The sequence below is a fragment of the Mesorhizobium sp. CU3 genome (assembly GCF_006442965.1).
In the GTDB taxonomy this organism is placed as follows: Bacteria; Pseudomonadota; Alphaproteobacteria; order Rhizobiales; family Rhizobiaceae; genus Mesorhizobium.
This window is the reverse complement of record NZ_VFWX01000008.1, coordinates 151659-170031: the sequence shown is the minus strand read 5'-3', so window position 1 is coordinate 170031 and position 18373 is coordinate 151659. Positions and strand designations below refer to the sequence as shown.

At 57.9% G+C, this 18373-nt stretch carries 13 protein-coding genes and 1 pseudogene; 8 read left to right on the top strand and 6 right to left on the bottom strand.

What is annotated here, in order from left to right:
- Positions 1-37: 37 nt before the first annotated feature.
- The 5 genes from FJ988_RS14470 to FJ988_RS14450 all read right to left on the bottom strand — a co-directional run bounded on the left by FJ988_RS14470 (position 38) and on the right by FJ988_RS14450 (position 4237).
- Complete coding sequence (locus tag FJ988_RS14470; RefSeq protein ID WP_140818761.1) at positions 38-418, bottom strand: response regulator transcription factor; 381 nt, start codon at positions 416-418, stop codon at positions 38-40.
- Positions 419-1548: 1130 nt separating this feature from the next.
- Positions 1549-1890 carry a hypothetical protein gene (locus tag FJ988_RS14465; protein WP_140818759.1) on the bottom strand — a complete coding sequence of 114 codons (342 nt, stop codon included), beginning with the start codon at positions 1888-1890 and terminating at the stop codon, positions 1549-1551.
- 840 nt (positions 1891-2730) lie between these two features.
- Complete coding sequence (locus FJ988_RS14460; RefSeq protein WP_140818757.1) at positions 2731-3180, bottom strand: MucR family transcriptional regulator; 450 nt, start codon at positions 3178-3180, stop codon at positions 2731-2733.
- A gap of 480 nt (positions 3181-3660) precedes the next feature.
- Positions 3661-3909: a conjugal transfer protein TraD gene (locus FJ988_RS14455; protein WP_140818755.1), complete on the bottom strand. Its 249-nt coding sequence runs from the start codon at positions 3907-3909 to the stop codon at positions 3661-3663.
- Between the two features lies 1 nt (position 3910).
- Complete coding sequence (locus FJ988_RS14450; RefSeq protein ID WP_210242762.1) at positions 3911-4237, bottom strand: conjugal transfer protein TraD; 327 nt, start codon at positions 4235-4237, stop codon at positions 3911-3913.
- 173 nt (positions 4238-4410) lie between these two features.
- Between FJ988_RS14450 and traA the strand changes: the two genes are divergently transcribed.
- The 5 genes from traA to FJ988_RS14425 all read left to right on the top strand — a co-directional run bounded on the left by traA (position 4411) and on the right by FJ988_RS14425 (position 15358).
- Positions 4411-7458 carry a Ti-type conjugative transfer relaxase TraA gene (gene traA, locus FJ988_RS14445; RefSeq protein WP_140818751.1) on the top strand — a complete coding sequence of 1016 codons (3048 nt, stop codon included), beginning with the start codon at positions 4411-4413 and terminating at the stop codon, positions 7456-7458.
- Positions 7459-7587: 129 nt separating this feature from the next.
- Positions 7588-7803: an AlpA family transcriptional regulator gene (locus FJ988_RS14440; protein WP_140818749.1), complete on the top strand. Its 216-nt coding sequence runs from the start codon at positions 7588-7590 to the stop codon at positions 7801-7803.
- A 237-nt stretch (positions 7804-8040) separates the two neighbouring features.
- Complete coding sequence (locus tag FJ988_RS14435) at positions 8041-8265, top strand: DUF2188 domain-containing protein (RefSeq protein ID WP_140818747.1); 225 nt, start codon at positions 8041-8043, stop codon at positions 8263-8265.
- Positions 8262-8891 carry a hypothetical protein gene (locus FJ988_RS31175; protein WP_246688541.1) on the top strand — a complete coding sequence of 210 codons (630 nt, stop codon included), beginning with the start codon at positions 8262-8264 and terminating at the stop codon, positions 8889-8891. The genes FJ988_RS14435 and FJ988_RS31175 overlap by 4 nt, the downstream gene beginning before the upstream one ends.
- Positions 8892-9202: 311 nt before the next feature.
- Positions 9203-15358 carry a hypothetical protein gene (locus FJ988_RS14425; protein ID WP_140818745.1) on the top strand — a complete coding sequence of 2052 codons (6156 nt, stop codon included), beginning with the start codon at positions 9203-9205 and terminating at the stop codon, positions 15356-15358.
- A 153-nt stretch (positions 15359-15511) separates the two neighbouring features.
- Here FJ988_RS14425 and FJ988_RS14420 read toward each other — a convergent pair whose 3' ends face one another.
- The gene (locus FJ988_RS14420; RefSeq protein WP_210242761.1) at positions 15512-15748 is read right to left on the bottom strand and encodes a multiprotein-bridging factor 1 family protein; all 237 of its coding nucleotides are present in this window, start codon (positions 15746-15748) and stop codon (positions 15512-15514) included.
- Positions 15749-15901: 153 nt separating this feature from the next.
- Here FJ988_RS14420 and FJ988_RS14415 point away from each other — a divergent pair, with 153 nt between their 5' ends.
- From FJ988_RS14415 to FJ988_RS31565, 3 genes and pseudogenes are all read left to right on the top strand, one after another.
- On the top strand, positions 15902-16492 hold the full coding sequence (locus FJ988_RS14415; protein WP_140818743.1) for a hypothetical protein: 591 nt from the start codon (positions 15902-15904) through the stop codon (positions 16490-16492).
- Positions 16493-16566: 74 nt separating this feature from the next.
- Positions 16567-16815 (top strand): hypothetical protein, encoded by a 249-nt coding sequence (locus FJ988_RS14410; protein ID WP_140818741.1) that lies wholly within the window; start codon positions 16567-16569, stop codon positions 16813-16815.
- Positions 16816-16861: 46 nt separating this feature from the next.
- Positions 16862-17866: pseudogene (locus FJ988_RS31565) on the top strand (recombinase family protein); the annotation flags it as partial.
- Between the last annotated feature and the right edge of the window lie 507 nt (positions 17867-18373).

Here is an 18373-nt window from a genome sequence, read left to right as displayed (position 1 = left end):
CGATTGGGAATGCGACCAAGGTCCGGCGACGGTCGTCTTAAGCCGGGTCAATCTGGTTCAACAATGTCGATATCGCTGTAATGACTTGCGGCAAGAAGAATGGCTTGGTGATCATGATGCTGTTCGGAACGCCTTCCGCGCCCCACTGGCCAGCACTATCGCCGCTCACATAAACTACCGGCATCGTGGAGTTCGCTTGCCGCACGTGGCGCGCCACCTCCCAACCCGACAACCCCGGCCCTAGGCGAATGTCGGAGAGTAGGGCCTTAAACTTGTCTGGTTCGGCATCGAACGCGGCAATTGCTTCCTTCGCGGTTCCAACGCCAACTACCTGAAAACCGGCTTCTTCAAGCGCTGATTCAAGGTCCAACAAAATCATCGTCTCGTCTTCAACGACCAGAACAGCGCTTTCCGCCAATGCATATCCCCGGCGCTTGAACTAGACGGGAGCGATATCTGTCACTCCATCCGCCGACGTCCCAGTCAGCGATGTCATTTGACGTAGGGCGCGGCCTTTAGTGGGCAAGTGCCATGAGTGTTGGCGGCTCCGGCCGGATGTTGAGAAACTGATTTTGTATCAGATTGGGACGGCGCGGAACTTGCAGGGTAGCCCTACATAGCTGGGGTGGCCGCACCATCCCTGGCTATGCCCTTCACCACGGGCGCCCACCGTTGCCGTGAATGGGACGGTGGGCATAGGGGCTCACGGGCGCCCCGACAGAGCGTGAGGCGCCAGAAACCGGGCCTGACCGGGAGGGGTTCTCTGTGGATCGCCGGCTAAACAGCGACGATATACCCGCGCGAGTACTACCGGGGATGCCCGCATAATTTGCATGGGCAACGCCCTACACGGTAGGTTTAGTGAGTACGCCGGGATTCGTTAGCCGAGACGGGGCCTTAATTCATTCCGGTGAGGTAGAAGGATGCGCCGGCAGCTATCGCCGCAAGGCTGATCATGAAGGCCATGAACGCCTCAAAGCCATTGCCGCGATTTCCCATCCTGTCCATGGCACTCCTCCCAAAGCGCTGAGCAGATTTCTAACGTGGTCCTCGCCATAAGGTTTCAAGAATGGGGCGCAAAAGGGGCGTCTCGCCCTAGGACGCTGGCAAGCGCAGCGAGACGGTAGCGATGAGAGCCGGAAACCCCACATGCACCCTGGTGAGGTTCCGTGTGGCAAAGGGTGGCCCGGCAACTCTCTTCTTCGGGGGATGACAAGCCGCCGGGCCCTGGGGGACCCCAAGGACGGTGGCACCCGGCCTCAGGAACTGCAACCATGATCCTTAAAGGCGCCAATGGCAATGCATAGCCATGTATGCGGCCACCGCGCTATTGTATCAAGGTTGTGAAGGGATTGCGATGAGCGACAGAAACAAGATCATAATCATGGTGTCGGCGGCTCTGATCGCGATGCTGTCGATTTCGCTCGCCAAGCATATGCTGTTTTGATCGAGCCATTTTTCGTGACAGCGGCCGGCCAGGACGCGTGCAGCGGCAACTCGTCACAAAAAGAGAGCCGGGGGATTGGGGCTGTGGCGGGCCATGACGATCTAACGCAGGTGATTGACCATCTTCTGGCGCCAGATTTCCAACGGCGTCCGCCACAGTCGATACCGGCCTGCTCGTTTGATCTGGTCGGTGATCGGCGCGCTTCCATTGTCTTTGAAGAATTGCAACACGCGCGGCCCGGCGAATGCTTTCTTTCCGCGTGTATTGTAGTCCCCGATCCTCATATGATGCGGGCTGATGCTGGCGGCTTTAGATACGGCGATGCCGATGCAGAACTGTTCCGCCGCGTCGATCTTTGCAATTTCATGCTCGGCGAGCATCTGCGAATACGCGTCGTGCAGCGCCGGCATGTTGTCGTGGTGGATGCCCATGATGCCGCTCACATGGGCTCCAACCCAGTCACGACATAGTGACATATCCGGATGTCTTTACCCGCGAGGCGAGGCGTCCGAGCAAGCGGCCTCTCTCGCTTTCGCATGATCGAGTGCGTCGGAGAAATGGACGAAAAAGCGCCTGACAGATCTGCGACCGGATAATGATCCGCTTCCATGAAGATCAGGCGGTCGGAGCGCTTTCAGAAGCTCAACGACCAGACTAATTTAGAGGTTGGCCATTTTGCGTGGGTGACTGCTGCCGACTCCTTATTGGGCCTCCCTTGAAACCCGCGCGGGTAGAGGATGGTATCGGCTGAAAGACAAGGGCCTCTAGCGCGAACCCGCTCAAAAGGAGCCAAGGTCACAACGCGTCCAATGGAACCGATCGCCACGTTTTGATCGCACTCAGGAGCGGCCCGGCCCAGCGGGGGACGCCAGAAACCGGGCCTCACCGGCAGGGTTCTCTGTGGAGGGCCGGCTAGGTAGCAACCATACACCCGCGCGAAGATATCCTGGGATGCCCGCATAAGATGCAGGGGCGACGCCCTACCTGATACACCCTAATGAGTATCGGCGGATTAGCGGGGCAAGAGCCAACTACTAGTGCCATCGCGGATTCTCAGATCAGTGGCAGCTGGGGGACTCGGGATCTAGATAGCGACGGATTTATCGAAGGTATGCGACGATCTGTGGGAGCAAGAAATCACGATCGTCAAAAATCTTCGCCTATGCGTTTGAGCTCATCCGCCGCAGCCGCCACCTAGTCCAACATCGCCGACAGCGCAGATGTCGCAGCCTGCCGCGATCATATCATCGACGAAGGCGGGATCTCGCTCTCCCGCGTCAGCTTCAAGTTTCGGTTTTCCGTTTCGAGGCCGCCTCCTTCGTGAGGTCTGCCGCCTTACGTCCCAGCCCGCTTGCCTTGGCCAACCGCGACCGCGTCGCAGCATAGTTAGGCGCGACCATCGGATAATCGCGCGCCAATCCCCACTTCTCGCGATACTCTTCGGGCGTCAGGCTGAAATGCACGTCGAGATGTCGCCTCAGCGATTTGAACTTTTTCCCGTCCTCGAGACAGATGATGTAGTCGGGGAATACCGATCGCTTCGGATTGACCGCGGGCTCCTGCTTTGGCACCGAGGGCTCTGCCGGTTGCCTGATACCGGCAAGGGACGAATGAATTGAAGCGATCAGATCTGGCAGGCCGGCTGCGGGGAGGGGGTTATTGCCTACATAGGCGGACACGATGTCCGCAGTGAGGCTGATTATCTCAGCGTGATCGTGTTTCTCTTCCGGCAATTTTTAGAACTCCCGTTTCTACGTACAGTGTTCGTAGTTGGCGGAAGGATCGAGTGCAAGTGTTGTCGGCCTTGGCCATGCAGGGACGGTGCTCATTTCGTTCGCGGAGCGTTCGAAATACAAGCGATCTCTAATGCAATTCTGTTCACGGCCAAAGGAAGTAGGCATCAACAGCCGATTGCCAGATTGTGGACGACGATCGCCACGCGCAGTCGTGCAAACCATGCTATGACCCCGGAAATACGGAAGCGGTAGTACTACGCCTTCGGCCTAGGCTTCGGAGATGATGCAGGGGCCGCGGTTGTGGGGTCGCCGTGGTTGGATGAGATTTGCAATAATTTTGAGAGCTTCGCGGAGTGGCAGAGAGCGGATTTGATTCTTGTCGATAGGTTCGCTCACCGACTTTCACACTGACGTGGTTGTTGGCCTGGTGTGATCAAATGGACGGCTATATGCATCGCCGCCGATCGCAAACCACCGTTATGTTCGCTGGCGCTTATGGCCCTCATGTCGTTCCGCATCGAACGCCTCCTTTCCTTTGGCGGCCCACAGGTCCCGCGCACGCTCGCTCTCATGGCTCTTCAGCTTGGTGGCGATCCACACCAGCGCGCCGTAGATGATGGCGCGATCGTCATTGGTAAGTTCGACGACGCCTGCCTTGAGGACGAGACCTCCGAGTTCGATCAAATGCCGGGTGCGTTTGCGACGCTCGACCTGCCAGGTGCGCATGTCACTGCGAGCCAGGGCCGCCCGCTGACGATTGTATGCTGCTCGGTTGCCCTGCAGTGCTGCGAACGTTGCGCTGAGGTGCCGGAGCAGATCGCCGGGACCCGCTTTCGAAAAACATCGCTCCACGCTTGGCCCATGCCTCACGCTTTGCGGTGTCTTTCGTTTCGGCGAGTGCGACCAACGCGCCGGCCAGTTCATCGGTATTGAGTTGATCGGCGCCGGTGGCGATCACCAGTTCGCCAAGCTGCTGGACCTTTCGCGTTTTGAGCTCGCGCGCCTTGTCTTCCAGCGCCTTCAGCTCGGCGTCGAAGTCGCGTGGTTTACGCATGGCTGTCTCCATCGATTGTCGATGCGGGCTATGATAGGGGAGCGCCTGCCGGAAGGCTTCAGGGTTGCAGGGACAGCCCGGGACGGGCTGGTCCATCCCGAGAATTTTTCGAGGGAGGGCGCGCTTATACGTCGTGCCGACGTGCGCTTTGACGTGCAAATGATTTGGTCGCGATGGCGATCTATCATCTTCACGTCAAGGTCATTGGCCGCAAGGCCGGCTCAAGTGCTGTGGCTTCGGCCGCCTACCGCTCGGCGTCGCGGCTGCGCGACGAGCGTATCGAACGCACGCATGACTTCTCGGCCAAGCGCGGCGTCGTCCATTCCGAGGTGATGCTGCCGGAGAATGCACCCGAAGCCTGGAGCGACCGCGAGCGGCTGTGGAACGATGTCGAAGCCTTCGAGATGCGCAAGGACGCGCAGCTTGCCCGCGAGATGGAGTTTGCCCTGCCGCGTGAACTGAACCAGGCGCAAGGCATCGAGTTAGCACGCGACTTCGTGCAGGCCGAGTTTGTCAGCCAGGGCATGGTCGCCGATCTCAACGTGCATTGGGACAGGGCGGAGGATGGCAGTCCAAAACCGCATGCCCATGTCATGCTCACTATGCGCTCGGTCGATGAGAACGTTTTTGGCGCAAAGGTGCGCGACTGGAACGCTACCCAGATGGTCGAGCGTTGGCGCGAGCGATGGGGCGAGCTTGCCAATGAGCGCTTGGCCGAACTCGACATCGACGCCCGCATCGATCATCGCAGCCTGGAAGCGCAGGGCATTGCGTTGGAGCCGCAAACCCAGATTGGTGCACCAGCCCAACGCATCGAGGGCGGCGCTTCTGACTCCGTCGACATCGAAGCCGATCGCGCCGAACTGCATCGCGAGATCGCGCGCAACAATGGCGAGCGCATCATCGCCGGTCCATCCGTGGCGCTCGACGCCATAACGCACCAGCAATCGACCTTCACCCGAAAGGACATTGCGAAGTTCGCGCATCGGCACAGCGACGGAATCGAGCAGTTCAATACGGTCATGGCAGCCATCAGCAACGCGCCCGATCTAGTCGAACTCGGCAAGGATGGGCGAGGCGAAGATCGCTTCACCACTGGCCAAATGATTGAGACCGAACAGAGCTTGCATCGTGCGGCGGAACGCTTGGCTGGGGAGGAACGTCATCCGGTGAGTGACGCAAATCGCGAAGCGGCCCTGGCGCACGCGGCGCAACGCGGTCTTGTCCTGTCGGCCGAGCAGACCGACGCGCTGGATCACATCACCGACGGCGGAGGTCTTGGTGTCGTCGTTGGTTTTGCCGGCACCGGCAAGAGCGCCATGCTGGGTGTCGCGCGCCAGGCTTGGGCGGCAGCAGGCTATGAGGTTCGAGGCGCGGCACTCTCCGGCATTGCTGCCGAGAATCTTCAAAGTGGTTCTGGCATCTCGGCTCGAACTATCGCCAGCATGGAACATAGCTGGGGACAGGGCCGCCATCTGCTTACCGCGCGCGATGTCCTGGTGATCGATGAAGCCGGCATGGTCGGCACGCGCCAGTTGGAGCGCGTGCTCTCCCATGCCGCGGACGCTGGCGCAAAGGTCGTGCTGGTTGGCGATCCGCAGCAACTGCAGGCGATCGAAGCCGGGGCTGCATTCCGTTCGATCCATGAGCGTCATGGCGGCGTCGAAATCGGTCAAGTGCGCCGGCAGCGCGAGGACTGGCAGCGGGACGCCACGCGCGATCTTGCAAGCGGCAGGATCGGCGCTGCGATCGGCGCCTATGAAGCGCAAGGCATGGTGCATCAGGCTGCGACGCGCGACGAGGCGCGCAGCGGTCTTGTCGCGCGCTGGGATCGCGACAGGCAGGCAAAACCTGATGCGAACCGGATCATTCTCGCCCACACAAACGACGAGGTGCGCGCACTCAACCAGGCGGCGCGCGAGCGTATGCGTGCTGCTGGAGATATCGGAGACGATGTTCAAGTGAATATCGAGCGCGGTGCGAGAACCTTCGCCAGCGGAGATCGCGTCATGTTCCTGCGCAACGAGCGGTCGCTCGGCGTCAAGAACGGCACGCTCGGCATGATCGAAGAGGTCAGCATCCAGAGGATGACGGTGCGCACCGATGACGGCAAGTCTGTGCGCTTTGACCTGAAAGACTACTCCCACATAGACCACGGCTATGCCGCGACCATCCACAAAGCTCAAGGCATGACCGTTGACCGGACCCATGTCTTGGCGACGCCGGGCATGGATGCGCACGGCAGCTATGTGGCTCTGTCGCGGCATCGAGAGGGGATGGAGCTGCACTACGGCAGGGACGACTTCGCGAACCGCGACCTGCTGGTCAGCACCCTGTCACGCGACCGCGCGAAAGACATGGCGTCGGATTACGAGCAAGCCGATCCAGCTCAGAGTTATGCCGAGCGGCGCGGGATCACCTTCCGCAAGCGTGTGGTCGAGATCGTGCGCCGGATAGTTCCGGAGAAATTGCGCGACCGGATCGGCGGGTTGCTCGACGGGTTGCGCTCGTCCGCAGATGCCGAGCCCGGCCGAGGCGATAGGCCCAAGCCGGGAAGGGACGACGTTGGAGCGCAAAACGGCGATGCCGGCGCCGCGCCTGGTAGAGAAGCTTCCTCAAGGGACATGCAGCTCAAAATGAATGCGCCGATGGACCCGGACGCGGCGTTGCGCAGTGCACGCACCAAGGCCCTCGTGCGCCACGCACGCGCACTCGACGCTGCTATCAGCAATGGGAAGGCGGATGGGCAGGGCAGTCCCGAGCAGATGCGCGAATTAAGCGATGCGCGCAAAGCTTTTGAGAAAGTTCGGCCTCATGGCTGGCACGATGCCGAAGCGGCTTACGTCAAAAATCCCGAGTTGGTTCGCGAAGCGGCGGCCGGCCGCGTCAACCGCATCGTACTCGCTCTCCAGCTCGAAACCGAACTTCGCATCGGACTAGACGCCGATCCAATCGGTAAGGCGGACCGTTTCGTGGAACGCTGGCAAAAGCTCGAGCGGACAAGCCAGCGTCAATATCGGGCCGGCGACACGTCGGGCTACAAGTCAACGCGCTCCGCCATGTCCGACATGGCCAAGAGCCTCGAGCGCGATCCGCAGCTTGAATCGCTTCTCGCCAACCGCAAGCGCGAACTCGGCATCCATAGCGATTCTGGTCGGCGCCTTGGCGCGGAACTCGCGTTCAGCCACGGCATCGGCAGCGGGCGTGGAATAGGAATCTAGACCCTCCGATTTGCCGCCGTTCCCACGCCCCAGCTCGATGAGATGACAAATTGGATTGCGCGCAAGCTTTCGGTTGTCCTGTCTGGTTCCAGCGGGTGCCAAATGTTCTCAGCGAAAGGCAAGGCAGCCATGGCTGAAGCGGATCGTATTATTCGCCTTAGGACCGTCCTTGCGCGGACCGGCTTGTCCCGTTCAACGATGTACCGCAAGATCGCCGAAGGCACGTTCCCGGGTCAGATCAAGATCAGCGTAAACGGTGCGGGATGGAAGGAGTCCGACATAAATCGGTGGGTCACGGATCCGGCCTCTTGGCACACCAGTGGATCACGAAAAAACAGCGACTAGTGGCGGTCGAGTAGTACGTTGCTGCCACCGTTGAGCGCTCCTCTCTGAGGCAACTTCAATGACTGAGAAGGGGCGGGAAGCTGTCAGTCCGCTCTCCGAGTAACGCCACCGAAATGGTAATTCCGAGGCGGCCTATTTCGGAGGGTCAACGCCGTCGGTGTCCGCGCATTGCGAACGAGATCCTCTAGCCGGAATGCCCTCCGGCGCATATATTGATTTGGGAAGCGAGGGTTCACAATGTCTCGAAAAGGTCAACACGTCGTTCCGTCTGCTGGCGGGTGGAGTGTTAAAAAAGCTGGCGCATCGCGCGCCTCAAGCACTCATCCTACGCAACAGGAGGCTATTGCGGCGGCAACTCAGATCGCTCGCAATCAGCGAACGGAGCTGTACATTCACGGTCGGGACGGACGCATCCGTGAACGCAACTCCTATGGCAACGATCCACATCCGCCGAAAGGATGACGGTGCCGCCGTTCGAGCGGTCGGTTTTCGTCAACTGTCCTTTTGACGAGGCTTTTGCACCGCTTCTCCAAGCAATAGCCTTCTGCATCACCGATCTCGGTTTTTTCCCGCGCCTCGCGCCGGAGAATCCTGACAATGCCGCCAATCGGCTAGATCGTATCGTCGAGCTAATTCGAGGGTCGAAATATGGCATCCATGATCTAAGTCGATGCAAGTCCGCCGCCGCCGGAGAGTATGCGCGACTCAATATGCCCTTCGAACTGGGGCTAGATCACGGATGCGCACGATTTGGCGGAGGGCAGATGACCGAAAAAACAATCCTGATCCTCGAAGAGACCAGGTACGACTATCAGAAGAGCCTCTCCGACATTTCGGGATGGGACATTCAGACGCACGAGGCGGACTTCATCAAGTTGGTTCGGATCGTCGCAGGCTGGCTGATCCGGCAGGCAGGTGCCGATCCAGTTGGTCCTGCTAAAATCCAAGGCGACTATCTAACTTTTCAAGAGTGGTATTGGGAACGCGAGATAGCGCGCGGTGCGTCGGATGACGATATTAAGGCTTATCCGACATTTCAGGTTGTCACCGCGATGCGCGAATGGGTAGAAGCAGGCAAGCCGGACTGAGCCGCCCGGCGCGTTGGCACCAGCCGTGGCCGGATGCAGTCAGGTATCGTTCGGCACCCGCATCGCGAAGGCGTGCATTCAGCTCGAACACGCGTTTCGCCTCAATGAATCCGCGCTGATATCCTTTCGTTACAGGTCCTTTGCCCTGGTATCCGCGGAGGACGCCATCCATCGCTATTCGATGGATTGAGAATCAACGGAATTCTTGGTGGACTCAGGTAAGTTGAGTCAGATCCATTCCGCGATAGCGGCGGACGAATTGGGCGGTCAGCTTGCCGCCGAGCTGCATCCAAAGTGAGAGCCGAAGGCCCATGGCTGGCTATAAATCTACTCAGGTGAGGAAACCGACCGATGAAACAGAGTTCGAGAAGAACTGTGTTGTTCTGTTTAAGGAATTGCTTAACGACCCTAATGTGAGCCGCGTCGGGACGCGGGGCCAACGACAGAACGGCGTCGATATTAAGGGACATCGTGATGGCGATCCTAACTGGCTGGTTGGCGTCCAATGCAAACTCAAGACCGGTATCAGCAAACTTACCAAGAAAGAGGTGGATCACGAGGTGAAGCAGGCTTTGGCCTTCAGGCCGCCTCTTCAGGAATATTTCATCGTCACCACATCCAAAAACGATACCAAACTTCTGCAACGCGCCGCCACTCTGATGCAAGAGCAGGCAGCCGCAGGCCGGAGAATCCAAATAGAGGTTTGGGGCTGGGACACCCTTGAGGAGAAGATTAATCAGCACCAGGCCGCCAAGCACGCCTTCGATCCGGGCTTCAGTCCTACCATTGCCGTACAAGACCGAAAACTGGATGCGCTGATTGAAGGGCAGTTGAGGCAGCCCACCAAAGATGACTTCGTTGCCCTTGCCAGCAAGCTTGACAAAGAGCGTACAGAGTTCTCGGCCCAATTGCCGCAAAGGATTGCCGACCGCGAACTGCGCGAAGAGTTGGCGAAAGCACTACGCAGACGTGGGTTTGCCCTTTCGGACACACCGGAAGAACTTGCATCGTTGGCGGCCCGAGCTGCAGGCGGCGACTTGGCTTCCGGTAGCCAGTTAATCAAAGCGGAAGTTTTTGAACGGGCTGCGCGCGCCAACGCCGTACCCGAGACGCAGCTAATCGCCATTGAGTTTCGCAATCGTGCGGCAGCAGCCGATCCGTCGCGCGACCTCTTAGTAGTCGATGCGTTGCTGAAGGAAGCGAACAGAGACCCCAACGGCGCTCTGCGTCATCTTAAATCTCGTAATGATATTGAGGCCCGATCGGCTCTCTTCTCGGTCCTGATGCGGCACAAAGGTCCACAAGCAGCCTTGATGTGGGCTCGGACCGAAAACCTTGGCGCCGAGGATTTCACCCCGCCGAGCGCCCTCAATCTTGTGCTCAGGATGGTCGAAAGCGCCGACTACGATGCGGCACTGGCCTTCGTGCTCCAAATTCCATCAGCATACTTCGACGAGATCGCGGCGCTGCTGTTACTTAGAGCCCAACTCAGACTGGCATCGATCCTACCCCAAGATCAAAAGGCTGCGCTTTTTCAAGGGCTACCGATCAACCCGCGACAATTGCAGTTCGCAAGCGGCCCGCGAGCAGATGACATAGCAAAAGCAGCACTCTCCGACATTCAGGCGCTCCTTGCGCAGACTAAAGACCTTGGAGTGACGTACCTAGACGATTATCTGATGGAATTCGCGTTATGGCTACGACTTGAGATTGTCGATGAACATGCTTCGGCACGTGAGCAACTGGCTGTAGAAATTGCGGACCCGGAACTAACTCTGCGCCGCGTTCGCCTAGCCCTTGCCTACGACATACCATTTGACGCGACTGCGCTGCAACGAAACCTTGTCCAGCGGAAGGAAATTGGCGGATGGAATGCGGACGAACGATTTGCAGCCTTTCTCATCGCCTTCCAAAGCGGTTCCCCAAGGAACATCGCCGAATTCTTTGAGGCACATCGCGATGACTTGTTCGCGCAATCCGAGCTGGCGCCGGTTCATCTCGCTGCGATCGAGATCGAAGCGACGGCGCGCGCCGGCCGCATCGATGATGCACGTGGCCTTCTTAGGCAATATGAGGGAACATACCTCAATGACGAACAGGTCAAGGATCTTGAGGAGCAGATTGCGGCCATTGAGAGAGATGATGAGTTGGATACTCACCGACGACGTTACGAAGTATCCGGGGGCCTGTCGGAGCTTCGAGTACTGGTCGGAGGATTGCGGGTAAGAGGTGACGTCGCTCTTCTAGCAACCTACTCGCCAGCACTTGCGCGCGCCACGCGCACACGAGGGGATTTCGACACAGCGATCAAATCGCTATACCACGCCCACCGCGATGCAGATCTGATAGATTTAGCGAACGATTTGCCGGATTTAACCAAGCTCGATCTTGAGTATGAATCGATCAGGGGTTGGGCGCTTTACCGCTTAGGACGGGTTGTGGAAGCGCGGGATATTGCCCGCAAGCTGTTCGCGTCGAGGAGCGACAACAACGACCGAGAGTTGGCCATAAACACGGCAATTGAGACCGGCGACTGGGGATATTTGCAGGGCATTCTAGCGCATGAAGTTGCTCGCGTTGATGCGTTGTCAGCAAACGACTGCACGCGTCTCGCACGGCTAGGATTTGAAATTGGCAGCCCCTACGTCAATCAGTTCCGTGATGCAGCACTCCTCAAGGCTCCGGACGATCCCAGTGTACATCTAATGGCATACATGCTGGCCACAGAACGCGGTGAGGAGGACCACGGCTCGCAGGCGCATGAATGGTTTCAGAAGGCGGTCGCTCTGTCTGGACCCACCGGACCGGTTCAGGCAGTCTCGCTTCGTGAATTGATCGACCACACTTCAGGCTGGCGCGAGCGCACTGAGAAAGTCGATAGAGCGTTTCGGCATGCAGAAGTGCCCGCATTTATGGCCGCGCAGGCCGTGCGGCGTCGATTGCTAGATCTCACGCTCGGCCAGGCTAGCCGCAACCTTGACACCCAAGATAGTCGGCTGAGCTTTCCGGTATTCGCGTTTTCCGGCGCAAAACCCGGTGTGGAACTCAACGTCGGAGAAACGGCGGCTTTCGACATCACCGCATTGATAACGCTGGAATATCTTGGGCTTCTCGATGAGGCGCTCAACCACTTCGGGCGAGTGACAATCTCACCGCGCACACTCACGCTTCTGTTCGCGGAGCGTCAGTTCATAAGAGTGCAACAGCCGTCGAGGGTTGCGAAGGCTCGACGCATTCAAGCCTTGATTGCTGCTGGCCGACTGAAAGTTGTGGTTCGTAGGGATAGCCAGCGTACGGCTGCCAACAAAGAGATCGGCGAGGAAATGGCCACTCTGCTGGATACTGCTGCGACTGATGGAGGACTGGTGGTTCGCAGCGCCCCCGTGATCAAGCTCGGGTCCTATCTTGACGAAACAGCCGATATGAGTCGCTACGCGGCCGTTTTGACTGATACGCACGCGGTTCTTGCGCTGCTGTCAGCCGAAGGAAAGATTGAAGAGGGTACGCGACGATCGGCCGAGGCATATCTGAATCATGTCGACAAACGTTGGACTGCCGCGCCTACCATCAACTTAAGCACCAGGCTTTACCTCGATGACTTGACCGTCACCTATCTGGATTACCTTGGTCTGCTCGATGCCCTTACGGGCTTTGTCGGCAATGTCTTTATCCACGAGGATGTAAGCGATCAGATCCAGCAGACCCTCAGATACAGCGAACACACAGGTGAACTGTTAGGCGCGATTGAGCACATACGTGGCGCGCTTGCTGCGGGTATTCAGTCCGGTCGTGTAGTGTTTTCTTCGAGGCAATCCTCCGCCGAAAGTGCGGACGAAAAAGGGGAGGATCCTGGGGACTTCTCACCCACCCTTGATCTACTGTCCGACTTAGCAGGTTGCGATGTAGCAATCGTTGATGATCGTAGCCTGAACAAGTTAGCAAAGTGGTCAGATAAAGCTGGACGTACTGTTCCATGTGCAAACACGCTTGATATTTTGACGGCACTTCGAAAGTCGGGCCAAATCGAGGAGACTTCATATTGGGCGAAGCGCCACAAACTGCGGATCGGCGGCTTTTATGCCGTGGCGCTGGAAGCAGACGAGCTCATATTTTGGTTGGAGGCTGCACCGAGAAGCAATGGAACGGCTCGGGAAACACCGGAACTCAGGGCAATTCGCGAAAGCGTAGCACTGCCTCAAATAAATGATGCCTTTGTTGCCCAAGAGGAGCATTGGCTCGCCGGTGTTCGCTTCGCCATCTATCAAGCCATTCGTCGAACTTGGATGGAGACCAAGGACTACGGTGTCGCTGAAGCCAATGCGAATTGGCTTCGATCGATCAATCCCGATCCTCGCGGCTGGTGTGTAGAATTTAACAATGAGGCTACGTGGGCCGCGGCACAACAGCAGGCGGCAAACCAGATTGCCATTCTTATGGTTTTCACCAGCGCCAAGAAGGATCGCAGGCGCCGTTACTTTGAATGGCTAGATGCAAACGTTATTGCACCATTTAGAAAGACGAATCCCGAAACTTGGAACGCTGCTTTGGATTTCCTCAAATCCTATGTGGCGCAGTTATGGGAGGTTAACGAGGATAAGTCTGAGCGTGACCGGGAAGTGCTAACGGCACTCCTCCTCAATCCATTGCCCTCTCTCGACCGGATGAAGCTTTTTCTGGATGAGGCTTTCTGCAAAAAACTTGGTATTAAGCCGCAATTTTGGTATCCGCTTGGCGGCGACCAATCCGTCGAAGCTGTCAGCCTTCACGGAGCATTGCGCGGAGCAATCGCCGGGCGCAAAACGGCGATCCTTGCCCTGAAGGATGGGCGCAGTGCTCGCGTTAAACTTGGGACGCAAAAAGACGGCAGCGCGACATTCGTCCTGGACAAGAAGGGCTTTGCCTTCACCAATGCCGATCTGCTAAGCGCGGAAAGAAAAATACGTTTGAAGGGTTTGGACCGAGTTTTTAGAGCCAAGCCGTTGTTGGCCGGAGAAGAGAACAAATGGCGTGATGTCGCGGGACGTGCCTTCACCGACCGCGAATATGACGACTTGATGACAACCTTGGGTGAGACACCTGAGGCATTTTCTTTTGAATTGGGAAAGCCACATGATCTGAGTTCAGAGAGCATGATGCCGAACTCGCCTGAATATTATGGGCGGCTTTTGGCACCTCTGGGCGATTCGACTGATTTGCCAAGCTTCATCTGCGGTGAGTTGAAACGCGCTCGCGAGTCGCTTTTCGAGCGGAATCCAGCCCGGGCCCTACGCCGCATCGCTTTCAGCGCTTTGTGGGAGCCGCTAATTCCATTCGACCTGCTGGCAGCTCTGAAGCCAGCCGACGTTTCGCCGCTTCTTATCGCCGAAGACCCGTTCAGTCTCCTGTTCGGGTTCGAGCTCTGCAGGCATCTTCTTCAAAACGATCTGGCCTATTCTGATCTGGGGACTTCGTTCTTGGAAAGGCTCTTTGGCAACAAAGATGTGAACCACCGGCGGTGCGAAGTCTTCACGGCATGCGCCGTTGTGGCGACCATTGGGTTTCGTCAAGCAGCCCAAGCTGCCGGCGCACCCGTTTATCAGGCCAGACTAGCGGCGCTCACCCATGCTGGCGTACTCACAGATGGGCTTAGCAGACTGCCTGATAGCAGCGGTTTCTTGCGCTGGTCGATCAATCATTTTTATCCATTCTACATCTGGCATGGTGTTGTGGACCGACGAGAAGCGATGCGTTGGGATCCTGTCTGGATCAGCCCCGATCACATCTTCGCTGAACTCGTCGGCCGGGTTGGGAAAGGCCTCGACATGCTCCCCCCGGAACACCGACCTGCCCCTTGGGTCGCCATAATCCAGTCTGCTATTGGGCAACTTAGCGAATCCACAAACCCGTTGGCAGCGATGTTTCCGGGACCGTTTGACGATTTCGGCGAAGCCCAGCCGAGAGTTGTTTGGCACGAGGTTGTGGCCGAAATCGAAGAGCAACTTGCCCGAGCCGCAAACCCTGCAGAAGCGCAGGGCCTTGCGGCGATGGCGTTTGCACTCGCGCCCTCGGAACGTGCCGTCGGAAACGTCCTGCGCATATTCAGTTCAAATAGCGAGGAGCCGGTTACTGATGCCAAAGGAGAATTGCCGTATCTCCAAGTTGCAGCGCATTTTGCTCTAGCCGCCCGCTCTGAGTCGATTGCCGAGGTTGTCGTACAGCGATGTTTCGTCCTGATGCACGCCACTCCGGATATGGCCACTGACCTGTTCGCTATCATCGCAACATCTAGCGCAATTCACGGCAACACTCGAAAGTACTACACTGCTATCGGGGAGTACGCAGCTCGATCCTGTTTCTTGATTGATGACGCGGAATCCCTCGGCAATCTTGCGGCAGTGTTTGACGTTCTTATTGAACGCGACGAGCGTCTTAGTCCAGTGCTTGCGAAGGCTCATTCCATAGCCCGGACAAAACGCGGTCGAATTTAGTTCGACTGCGGACGCCGATGCGGAGACCTATGCAGCCACACGCGTTGGCATTCGAAACGTCCCGTTCCGGCAATCCCAAAATTGAGTTTTCTGGCGCATGAGGCGCATTGCTGACATTGGGAAGATAATCCCTAAAAATGGCGCCGCCTTCGACTAAGTGTTCACGGCACCACGTGACAAGCGCACGCCAGGGCCACCACCATTTTCCGGAATAAATTGAATTCCTGCAGATTCAAACGTTGCTTGAATGGTAGCTAAGGTCGAGCCCTTGAGTTGTTCGCCTCTTTCGAAACGCGCGATGGTGTCGGGGGAAACGCCGGCATTCCGAGCCAAGTCTCTCGTGCCCCAGCCAAGCGCCACGCGCGCCATTTTACATTGGATTACGTTCATTTCGTAACGTCGATACGATTTTCGTTGATCTGCATGAGTAGCTGGGCTATCGTATCCCTGATACGAATTGTGGAGTCCGACTGCTCGGCTGCTGACGGTGTTGAGACCACCTTCAGCAGCCTGACCACGCCCAAGCTTACCGGAGCTCGGATCATGGCTGATTCCGACAATAGCACGACTTTGTCTTCCGTCACGCTCGGTGGAAGCGGCGAGGGGACTGTAAAGGCATCTCCTCATTCCGATGAAGCAGATCCTCCGCTTGAGCTGCTACGAGACTGGTTGCGGGCGCAGCATGTCTCACAGGTTCTCTGCCGATTTCAACAACGGCTGGAAACGCGTGCCCTCGGCGCCGGCCGCGCGGCGTCGAGGGAAGCCAAGGTCGGTTATTCGATCGCCTACCAAGCGGAAGTCGAGGCTGCGACATCGGCTTTGAAGATTCAGGATCGACTTCCGCGTACGCGTGCACACTCACTTCTCGGCGTTGTCGCCAAGCTCGAAATAATCGTCGGCGCAGATCGCGACATCGACGACCCGACAGAGTTTCCTTGGCCACATATCGAATCGATCCTACGCGACTTGAAGGAAATCGCCGGGAGTGTGCCGTTTGAGCGGCCTGACCGATCTATCGTTCAGGCGGATTGTCGGCGGTATCAAGCCAGGGCCGCCGATCTGGTCAGTCTCGAAAAGCATGCCGCTGAGCCCCCTTTTGGTGAGCAATCGGCCGCTGGTACTGATGCAGAGTAGAACTGGATACGTGGGCGCACACAAAGGCCATTCGGCGCTGAGGCGATTTCAGCCATCCTTATCCCGATGCAGATATGCTCGGGACCCAAACTGTGAAGGCGGCACGGCGCGCCACAAAACGCGGCGGCAGACGCGATGCAGAGGCCGATCTGTTTTTGCGCCGGCGCGTCGTTGACGAGGCGTTCCTGGAACGAACGGCTCGCTTGTTTGAGGCTCGCATGGGGCGTTCGCTATCAACGGAAGATGCACGCCAAATCGTCGACAATATCGGCGGCTTTTTTCGTATCCTTGCCGAATGGGAACGGATTGACCGGGGCAAATAGCTGGCGCTTCATGCTCACGTGATGGCCTTCGGTTGTGCGACGTGCGATGAACGAGGAGGCACCTCAGGTGAACCAGCGACTTGTCCGGGTCTCCAAGCCCGCAGGCCTTGTAAAGGCGCTGCTATACGCGCGCGTCTCCTCCAAGGAGCAGGAGAAGGAAGGCTTTTCGATCCCGGCGCAATGCAAGCTGCTGCGCGACTACGCCCTGCAACATCGGTTCGACATCGTGCAGGAGTTTATCGACGTCGAGACGGCCAAGACCACGGGCCGGACCAACTTCGGCGAGATGGTCAAATATCTGCGAAAGCATCCCGGCATTCGAAGCGTCCTGGTCGAGAAGACAGACCGGCTCTATCGCAACCTGAAGGACTGGGTGACTCTCGATGAACTGGATGTGGAAATCCACCTTGCGAAAGAAGGTGTGACGCTGTCGCGAGACTCGCGCTCATCTGAAAAGTTCATGCATGGCATCAAGGTCTTGATGGCCAAGAACTATATCGACAACCTGTCGGAAGAAGCCCGCAAGGGCCAGATGGAGAAGGCGGAGCAGGGCATTTGGCCGACTAAGGCTCCGCTGGGCTATGTCAACACCACGGGCAAGGACGGCAAAAAGGTTATCGAGCCGCATCCTGACCTGGCTCCAGTCGTCACGCAGCTGTTCGAGCGCTACGCAACCGGCCAGTATTCACTCAAGGCCTTGGCTAAGGCAGCCCATGGCGATGGGCTGATCTATCCCAAGAGCGGCAATCCGGTTCCGGTCAGCACCGTGCATATGATCCTGCGCAATCGCCTCTACACAGGGCTGTTCCAGTGGAACGGCAAATTGCACCACGGTAAGCACGAACCACTCGTATCGATCGAGCTTTGGGAGCGCGTCCAGGGCGTTCTGACGGGCCGCAATGCGGTGCCGACCCACCCGATAGGAAACGAGTTTGCCTTCACAGGCCTGATGACCTGCACCAAATGCGGCTGCGCCGTTGTCGCTGAGATCAAGAAGGGCAAATACGTCTATTATCACTGCACGGGGCACGCCAACAAAGGCCGGGGCGGATACGCAGACTGCCGCCGCAAATATGTCCGCGAGGAAGTGCTCGATCAGGCGTTCGCCAGCCTGCTCGACCAGTTGCATTTCGACGAAGAGATACTGGAATGGGTAAAGGCAGCCCTCATGGCCAGCCATGCCGACGAGCGCCGCGAGCATGAACAGGCGATCCATCGATGCCAGGTCGAGTACAAGCGGCTCGAGGATCGGCTACACGCCATGTATCTCGACAAACTCGATGGCCGCATCGACAATGCCTTCTACGACCGGATGTCGGCACAGTGGCGAACCGAACAGACGCGGCTGCTTCGCGAGATTGAGCGCCATGGCAGCGCCGAAGAATCATACATGGAGGACGGCATCCGGCTGTTGGAGTTGGCGCGCAATGCCAGCCGACTGTTTGCGAAGCAGCCTGCGCACGAGAAAAAGCGGCTTTTGAATCTCGTGCTGTCGAACTGCCAATGGGACCAAGGCGAGATTCAAGCGGCCTTCAGGCAACCGTTTGATCTGCTTGCG

What these genes read in the sequence shown, in the direction of transcription:
- FJ988_RS14455 (WP_140818755.1), bottom strand. Translation starts at nt 3,909, where the DNA reads ATGCGCACCTGGCAGGTCGAGCGTCGCAAACGCACCCGGCATTTGATC.
- FJ988_RS14450 (WP_210242762.1), bottom strand. Translation starts at nt 4,237, where the DNA reads ATGCGTAAACCACGCGACTTCGACGCCGAGCTGAAGGCGCTGGAAGAC.
- traA (WP_140818751.1), top strand. Translation starts at nt 4,411, where the DNA reads ATGGCGATCTATCATCTTCACGTCAAGGTCATTGGCCGCAAGGCCGGC.
- FJ988_RS14440 (WP_140818749.1), top strand. Translation starts at nt 7,588, where the DNA reads ATGGCTGAAGCGGATCGTATTATTCGCCTTAGGACCGTCCTTGCGCGG.
- FJ988_RS14435 (WP_140818747.1), top strand. Translation starts at nt 8,041, where the DNA reads ATGTCTCGAAAAGGTCAACACGTCGTTCCGTCTGCTGGCGGGTGGAGT.
- FJ988_RS31175 (WP_246688541.1), top strand. Translation starts at nt 8,262, where the DNA reads ATGACGGTGCCGCCGTTCGAGCGGTCGGTTTTCGTCAACTGTCCTTTT.
- FJ988_RS14425 (WP_140818745.1), top strand. Translation starts at nt 9,203, where the DNA reads ATGGCTGGCTATAAATCTACTCAGGTGAGGAAACCGACCGATGAAACA.
- FJ988_RS14420 (WP_210242761.1), bottom strand. Translation starts at nt 15,748, where the DNA reads ATGAACGTAATCCAATGTAAAATGGCGCGCGTGGCGCTTGGCTGGGGC.
- FJ988_RS14415 (WP_140818743.1), top strand. Translation starts at nt 15,902, where the DNA reads ATGGCTGATTCCGACAATAGCACGACTTTGTCTTCCGTCACGCTCGGT.
- FJ988_RS14410 (WP_140818741.1), top strand. Translation starts at nt 16,567, where the DNA reads ATGCTCGGGACCCAAACTGTGAAGGCGGCACGGCGCGCCACAAAACGC.